Annotated in this window: 7 protein-coding genes; 5 read left to right on the top strand and 2 right to left on the bottom strand. The window is 74.0% G+C overall.

Annotation, left to right across the window (positions count from 1 at the left end):
- Positions 1 to 118: 118 nt before the first annotated feature.
- Positions 119 to 838: a lysophospholipid acyltransferase family protein gene (locus ACSNOD_RS26870; protein ID WP_436769654.1), complete on the bottom strand. Its 720-nt coding sequence runs from the start codon at positions 836 to 838 to the stop codon at positions 119 to 121.
- Positions 839 to 1,116: 278 nt separating this feature from the next.
- Here ACSNOD_RS26870 and ACSNOD_RS26865 point away from each other — a divergent pair, with 278 nt between their 5' ends.
- The 4 genes from ACSNOD_RS26865 (at position 1,117) to ACSNOD_RS26850 (ending at position 4,248) form a co-directional block, all read left to right on the top strand.
- Positions 1,117 to 1,554, top strand: coding sequence for a TlpA family protein disulfide reductase (locus ACSNOD_RS26865; protein ID WP_436769653.1), 438 nt, complete (start codon positions 1,117 to 1,119; stop codon positions 1,552 to 1,554).
- Positions 1,555 to 1,693: 139 nt separating this feature from the next.
- Positions 1,694 to 2,209: a flavin reductase family protein gene (locus tag ACSNOD_RS26860; RefSeq protein ID WP_436769652.1), complete on the top strand. Its 516-nt coding sequence runs from the start codon at positions 1,694 to 1,696 to the stop codon at positions 2,207 to 2,209.
- Positions 2,210 to 2,412: 203 nt separating this feature from the next.
- Positions 2,413 to 3,198 carry an electron transfer flavoprotein subunit beta/FixA family protein gene (locus ACSNOD_RS26855; RefSeq protein ID WP_436769651.1) on the top strand — a complete coding sequence of 262 codons (786 nt, stop codon included), beginning with the start codon at positions 2,413 to 2,415 and terminating at the stop codon, positions 3,196 to 3,198.
- A gap of 87 nt (positions 3,199 to 3,285) precedes the next feature.
- On the top strand, positions 3,286 to 4,248 hold the full coding sequence (locus tag ACSNOD_RS26850) for an electron transfer flavoprotein subunit alpha/FixB family protein (protein ID WP_436769650.1): 963 nt from the start codon (positions 3,286 to 3,288) through the stop codon (positions 4,246 to 4,248).
- Between the two features lie 120 nt (positions 4,249 to 4,368).
- On the opposite strand, the gene ACSNOD_RS26845 is transcribed toward ACSNOD_RS26850, so the two are convergent.
- Positions 4,369 to 5,247, bottom strand: a complete 879-nt coding sequence (locus ACSNOD_RS26845) for an endonuclease/exonuclease/phosphatase family protein (RefSeq protein WP_436769649.1) — start codon at positions 5,245 to 5,247, stop codon at positions 4,369 to 4,371.
- Positions 5,248 to 5,606: 359 nt separating this feature from the next.
- Here ACSNOD_RS26845 and ACSNOD_RS26840 point away from each other — a divergent pair.
- Positions 5,607 to 6,513, top strand: a 907-nt coding sequence (locus ACSNOD_RS26840; protein WP_436769648.1) for a DUF6986 family protein, incomplete at its 3' end; no start/stop codon positions are given.

Raw genomic sequence — 6,513 nt, 5'->3', positions numbered from 1 at the left:
CCCCCCCCCCCCCCCCCCCCCCCCCCCCCGCTCCGGTCGTTCCCAGGGTTTTCGGCAGCGGCTCGTGAACCGCTGCTCATGAACAGCGGTTCACGAGCAGCGGTTCAGGAACCGCGGTTCACGAGCAGGCCGCCTCGGACGGGGTCGGCGCCGTGCCGCCGAGGTGCGCGGGAATCCACCAGGTGTCGTCCGGGCCCTTGGGGCGCACCGGATAGGACCGCTGGGCGTCCTCCAGCAGCGCGTGCACCCGCTCCCGCAGCCGCTCGGTCACCCGTACCGCCGTCTCCGCCGGATCGGCCGGCATCGGCTCCCCGACCCGGATCGCGATCGGTATGTGGCGCCGGCCCAGCGAGCGGGGCCGCCCCTTGGTCCACAGCCGCTGGGTGCCCCACAGCGCCATCGGCAGCAGCGGCACGCCCGCCTCCTGGGCCAGCCGGGCCGCGCCCGACTTGAAGGACTTCAGGGTGAACGAGGGGGAGATCGTCGCCTCCGGGAACACCCCGATGATCTCGCCGGAGCGCAGCGCGTCGAGCGCGTCGGAGTAGGCGTTCTCGCCCCGCGAGCGGTCGACCGGAATGTGCTTCATGGCGCGCATCAGCGGCCCGGAGACCTTGTGCCGGAAGACCGACTCCTTGGCCATGAAGCGGACCAGCCGCTTCGCCGGCCGGGCGGCCAGCCCGCAGAAGACGAAGTCGAGGTAGCCGATGTGGTTGCTGACCAGGACGGCGCCGCCCTGGCGCGGCACGTGCTCGCTGCCCTGGATGTCGAAGCGCAGGTCGAGCGCCTTGAACATGGTGCGGGCGACGCCGATGACCGGCGGATAGACGAGCTCTGCCATCCCGGGGGGACCCTTCTGTGCCTGGGGAGGGTTCTCCCAGCCCGAAGCTACTCAGCCGTAGGTTGCGGCTTTTGGCAGATGGTGCCTGATTCAGTGCGCGCCGGGCCAGTTCAGCCGCCGTACGAGGGGGAGATTCTCGTCACGTCGTGATGCCCGCCACGCGGAGGGGTACGGGCGCCGCCGCCGGGGAATCCGCCATCGTTCGGCCACCGCCGCGGAAGGAAACCCGCCGTCGGCCGGCCACCGCCACGGAAGGAAACCCGCCGCCGGGGGCGGGAATGCCGGCCGCCCGGCGGGCGCTGCACCCCTCGGTGACCGTCGAGGAGAGGAGCGCGGGGAGCGTGCGCGAGGACGAGGGCCGGCAGCCGGCCGGGGAAGCCGCCGGCGCCGTCGCGGGCGAACCGCGGCTGGGCGCCGCGGACCTGGGCGGCGAACTCGGCGAACGCGCCACGCTGGTGCAGTTCTCCAGCGCCTTCTGCCAGCCCTGCCGGGCCACGCGCCGCGTCCTCGCCGAGGTGGCGCGGATGGTGCCGGGCGTGGCCCACCGCGAGATCGACGCCGAGTCCCGGCTCGCGCTGGTGCGCGCCCTGCGGATCGACCGCACCCCGACCGTGCTGGTGCTGGACGCCGACGGGCGCGTGGTGCGCCGGGCGGCCGGGCAGCCGCGGACGGCGGACGTCATCGCCGCGCTGGGGCAGGCGGTGCGGACCCCGTGAGGGCCGCGCCGGCACCGGTGAGCAGCGGGTCGGCACCGGCCGTGACGCTGCTCCCATCTCCGAGATCTTGCTTGACCCCGTACCGCACGTATCGTCAATCTGACGTGATGCAGTCGGGAAGGACGGGAAGGACCACGTCATGACGGCCTCGCCGGGCCTGGGCACCACCACGCCCGCCGCCTCCGAACTCCTGCGCACCGTCTTCCGGCAGCACGCCGCGGGCGTCGCGGTCATCACCGCGCCCGGCGCCCGCCCCGCCGGCTTCACCGCGACGTCGCTCGCCTCCGTGGCCGCCGAGCCGCCGCTGCTCTCCTTCGGCGTGGGCGCCACCTCCTCCAGCTGGCCCGCCGTGGCCGAGGCCCGGCACGTCGGGGTGCACCTCCTCGGCGAGGACCAGCGGGAGCTGGCCGCCACCTTCGCGCGCAGCGGCGCCGACCGGTTCGCCCCGCCCACCCGCTGGGGCACCGGCCCGCACGGGGTGCCCGTCCTGGACGGGGTGCTGGCCTGGCTGGTGTGCCGGGTAGTGGCCCGGATTCCGGCCGGCGACCACCGGGTGGTGCTGGCCGAGGTCGTCGACGGGGACGGCCGCGACGCCGGTGGCACGGGCCGCCCGCTCCTCTACCACCAGGGCCGGTTCAACGCCCTGCGGGACTGACGGCGGGCCCGGTGAGAACCGGTTACGGAGCGTTGTCCACGTCACAGTGCGACGGCCTTGATTACGGGGAAACCGGCGAGTGTACTGACGAGTAATATTCCGCACGGAGCGCTTCACGGCTCCAACCGGGACCCGCCCCCACAAGGCGCCTATGCTGCCTGCACAAGGCAGCCCAGTAGAGACGATGCAGTAGGAGAGCCGGCGTGAGCTTGAGGATCGTTGTCTGTGTGAAGTACGTGCCCGACGCCACCGGCGACCGGCACTTCGCCGAGGACCTGACCACCGATCGCGACGCGGTGGACGGCCTGCTCTCGGAGCTGGACGAGTACGCGGTCGAGCAGGCGCTCCAGATCGCCGAGGAGGCGGACGACGCGGAGATCACCGTGCTCACCGTCGGCCCCGAGGACGCCAAGGACGCGCTGCGCAAGGCTCTCTCCATGGGCGCGGACAAGGCCGTGCACGTCGAGGACGACGACCTCCACGGCACCGACGCCATGGGCACCTCGCTGGTGCTGGCCAAGGCCGTCGAGAAGGTCGGCTACGACCTGGTGATCTGCGGCATGGCCTCCACCGACGGTGTCATGGGCGTGCTCCCGGCGATGCTCGCCGAGCGCCTGGGCGTGCCGCAGGTGACCCTGCTCTCCGAGGTCTCCGTGGCCGACGGCACCGTGACCGGCCGCCGCGACGGCGACGCCGCCAGCGAGCAGCTCCAGGCGTCGCTGCCGGCCGTGGTCTCCGTGACCGACCAGTCGGGCGAGGCGCGGTACCCGTCGTTCAAGGGCATCATGGCCGCCAAGAAGAAGCCGGTGGCCTCCCTGGACCTGTCCGACCTGGACATCGAGGCGGACGAGGTCGGCCTCGAGGGCGCCTGGACCAAGGTCGAGGACGTCGCCCAGCGGCCGGCGCGCACCGCCGGCACGGTCGTCAAGGACGAGGGCGAGGGCGGCAAGCAGCTCGCGGAGTTCCTCGCGGGCCAGAAGTTCATCTAGTCCCGGGATCGCCCCCCGGGGCGACACCGCGGCCGAACCCGCCCACCGCCCCCTTTCGATCCTTCGCATTCGCAGGAGAGCAATCCCATGGCTGAAGTTCTCGTCTACGTCGACCACGTGGACGGCGCCGTCCGCAAGCCCACCCTCGAACTGCTCACGCTGGCCCGCCGCATCGGCGAGCCCGTCGCCGTGCACCTCGGCGCCGGTGCCGACGAGGCCGCCAAGACCCTCGGCGAGTACGGCGCGGTGAAGGTGCTGGCCGCCGACGCCCCCGAGTTCGCCGACTACCTCGTCGCGCCCAAGGTCGACGCGCTGCAGGCCGCGTACGACGCGGTGTCCCCGGTCGCCGTGCTCGTCCCGTCCTCCGCCGAGGGCAAGGAGATCGCGGCCCGCCTGGCCGTCCGCATCGGCTCCGGCGTCATCACCGACGCCGTGGACGTCGAGGCCGGCGCCGAGGGCCCGGTGGCCACCCAGTCGGTGTTCGCCGCCGCCTTCACCACCAAGTCCCGCGTCTCCAAGGGCACCCCGGTCATCACGGTGAAGCCCAACTCCGCCGCCCCCGAGGCCGCCCCGGCCGCCGGCACGGTCGAGCAGCTCGCCGTGACCGTCGACGAGAAGTCGAAGGGCACCAAGGTCGTCTCCCGCACCCCGCGCGAGTCGACCGGCCGCCCCGAGCTGACCGAGGCCGCGATCGTGGTCTCCGGTGGCCGTGGCGTCAACGGCGCCGAGAACTTCTCGGTCATCGAGGCGCTCGCCGACTCCCTCGGCGCGGCCGTCGGCGCCTCCCGCGCCGCCGTCGACGCCGGCTGGTACCCGCACTCCAGCCAGGTCGGCCAGACCGGCAAGTCGGTCTCGCCGCAGCTCTACATCGCGGCCGGCATCTCCGGTGCCATCCAGCACCGCGCCGGCATGCAGACCTCGAAGACCATCGTGGCCGTCAACAAGGACGCCGAGGCCCCGATCTTCGACCTGGTCGACTACGGCGTGGTCGGCGACCTGTTCGAGGTCGTCCCGCAGCTGACCGAGGAGGTCAAGGCTCGCAAGGGCTGAGACACCACGCGGTGACCGCGCGGCCCCCGTACGCCCTCCGGTGTGCGGGGGCCGCGCGCGTGTCCGGGCCCGCCCGGCGGGGGCCTGCGTACGGCGTCCGGGAGGCGTGCGTACGGCGGCTCAGCCGAGCGTCAGGGTCGCCTGCACCGGCAGATGGTCGCTGGGGAAGCGCCCGCCGTGCGAGAAGGTGTTGATCGACGCGGTGTGCGCGGTGACCCCGGGCGAGGTGAGAATCCAGTCGATCCGGTCGCCGTCCGGCACCGGCGGCCGGTAGCCGTGGAAGGTGGCGTAGAGCGGACCGCGGCGCTCCGCCCGGTCCCAGGAGTCCACGAGGCCGGCGGCCAGCAGCGTGTCGTACACCGGGTCGCGGTGCGCGGGCACATTGAAGTCGCCGGTGACCACCACCGGCAGCGAGCGGTCCGGCCCGCCGAGCCGCTCGACGATCAGTCGTGTCGCGTTGATCCGCGCGGTGGCGCTGCGGTGGTCCAGATGCGTGTTGAGGAGCGTGAACCGCCGCCCGTCGCGCCGGTCCTCGAACCGCACCCAGGTCGCCATGCGGACCGTGGCGCCGCCCCAGGTGTTGGAGCCGATGGTGTACGGGGTGTCGGAGAGCCAGAAGTGGTCGTACTCCAGCGGGGCGAGCCGGCCGGTGTCGTAGAACACCGCCGTGAACTCGTCGCGGCTGCCGCCCGCCCGGCCGGTGCCGATCCAGTCGTACCCGGCGCCGAGGTCCCCCTCGATGTCGCGCAGTTGGTGGTAGAGGCCCTCCTGGGTGCCGATGACGTGGGGGCGCTCCCGGCGCAGCAGGTCGCGCATCACGGGGCGGCGCTCGGGCCAGCTGTGCGGCGGGGTGGCGGAGGCGTAGCGGAGGTTGAACGACATGACGTCCAGCCGACGGGCGGTGGACGCGGCGCCGGTGGTGGCGGCCGCCGCGGGCGCGGCGACGGCCGCGCCCAGCCCGGCGCGCAGGCCCTGTCGGCGGGTGAGGGGGTTTCGCATGGGCCGCGTCTCCTTCGATGCGTCCGGGGCGCGTTCGCCGGTTGCGCGTGGATACGGCGATGGGTCGACGCGCCGGTTCACGGATACGTCGATACATCGATACGCCGACATGCCGTCGGCGCCGGGGCTCGTCCCCACCCACCCCTGCCCGTTTTCCGGGCCCGCCTCCCGGGCGCGGCCGCGCTTCGGCCACCGGCCGGGTGGTTGACCCGGCGCGACCCCGCCGGATAGCTTCACCAAACGGATCTTCGATTCCGCGCAGCGGAAAGAGCGGAGGCATGGCGATGACGCGGCAGCACCCACCGGCACCCCCGACGGCCCCCGCGCCGGAGCCCCCCGTGGGATCGCCGGAGGCGCCCGTGGCCACCAGCCTCACGCCCGCGCTCCACGCCTGGCTCGACACCGCCCTCGCCCCCGTCGACGCCGAACTCGCCCGCCGCTACCCCGGCGACCCCGGCACCCGCCAGCCCGTGCACACCGTCTACGTCCCCGGCGACGCCTTCGCCGCCGACACCGTCCGCTCCTGGGGCGACGCCGCCCTCGCCGCCCTCGACGAGCACGCCCCCGACCCGGCCGCCCTCGCCGCCGTCCTCGGCCTGCCCGACCACCTCGCCGCCGAGGTCCACGACCGCGTCCGCGCCAAGCTCGCACGCGAGCCGATCGAGGACCTTCGCATCGACTTCGAGGACGGCTACGGCCCCCGCCCGGCCGCCGAGGAGGACGCCGCCGCGGCGCGCGCCGCCCGCCTCGTCGCCGCCGCGACCGCCGACGGCACCGCGCCGCCCTGCGTCGGCATCCGGATGAAGTGCCTGGAGGCGGCCGTCCGCGACCGCGGCGTCCGCACGCTCGACATCTTCCTCACCACCCTGATGGCCACCGGCGGCCTCCCCGCCGGCCTGGTGCTCACCCTCCCCAAGGTGAGCCACGCCCAGCAGGTGACGGCCATGGCCCGGCTCTGCGCGGAGTTCGAGCGGACCCACGACCTGCCGGCCGGCCGCGTCCGCTTCGAGATCCAGATCGAGACCCCGCAGGCGGTCCTCGGCCCGGACGGCCGCGCCACCGTCGCCCGGATGATCGACGCCGCCGAGGGCCGCGCCACCGGACTCCACTACGGCACCTTCGACTACAGCGCCTCCTGCGGCGTGGCCGCTGTCCACCAGTCCCTGGAGCACCCGGCGGCCGACCACGCCAAGGCCGTCATGCAGGTCGCCGCCGCCGGCACCGGCGTCCGGCTCTCCGACGGCTCCACCAACGTCCTGCCCGTCG

Origin of the sequence: Streptomyces sp. URMC 123, assembly GCF_051386515.1 — a bacterium.
Lineage (GTDB): Bacteria > Actinomycetota > Actinomycetes > Streptomycetales > Streptomycetaceae > Streptomyces.
The sequence above is the reverse complement of the archived record's forward strand: the minus strand, read 5'-3'. Positions and strand labels throughout refer to the sequence as shown.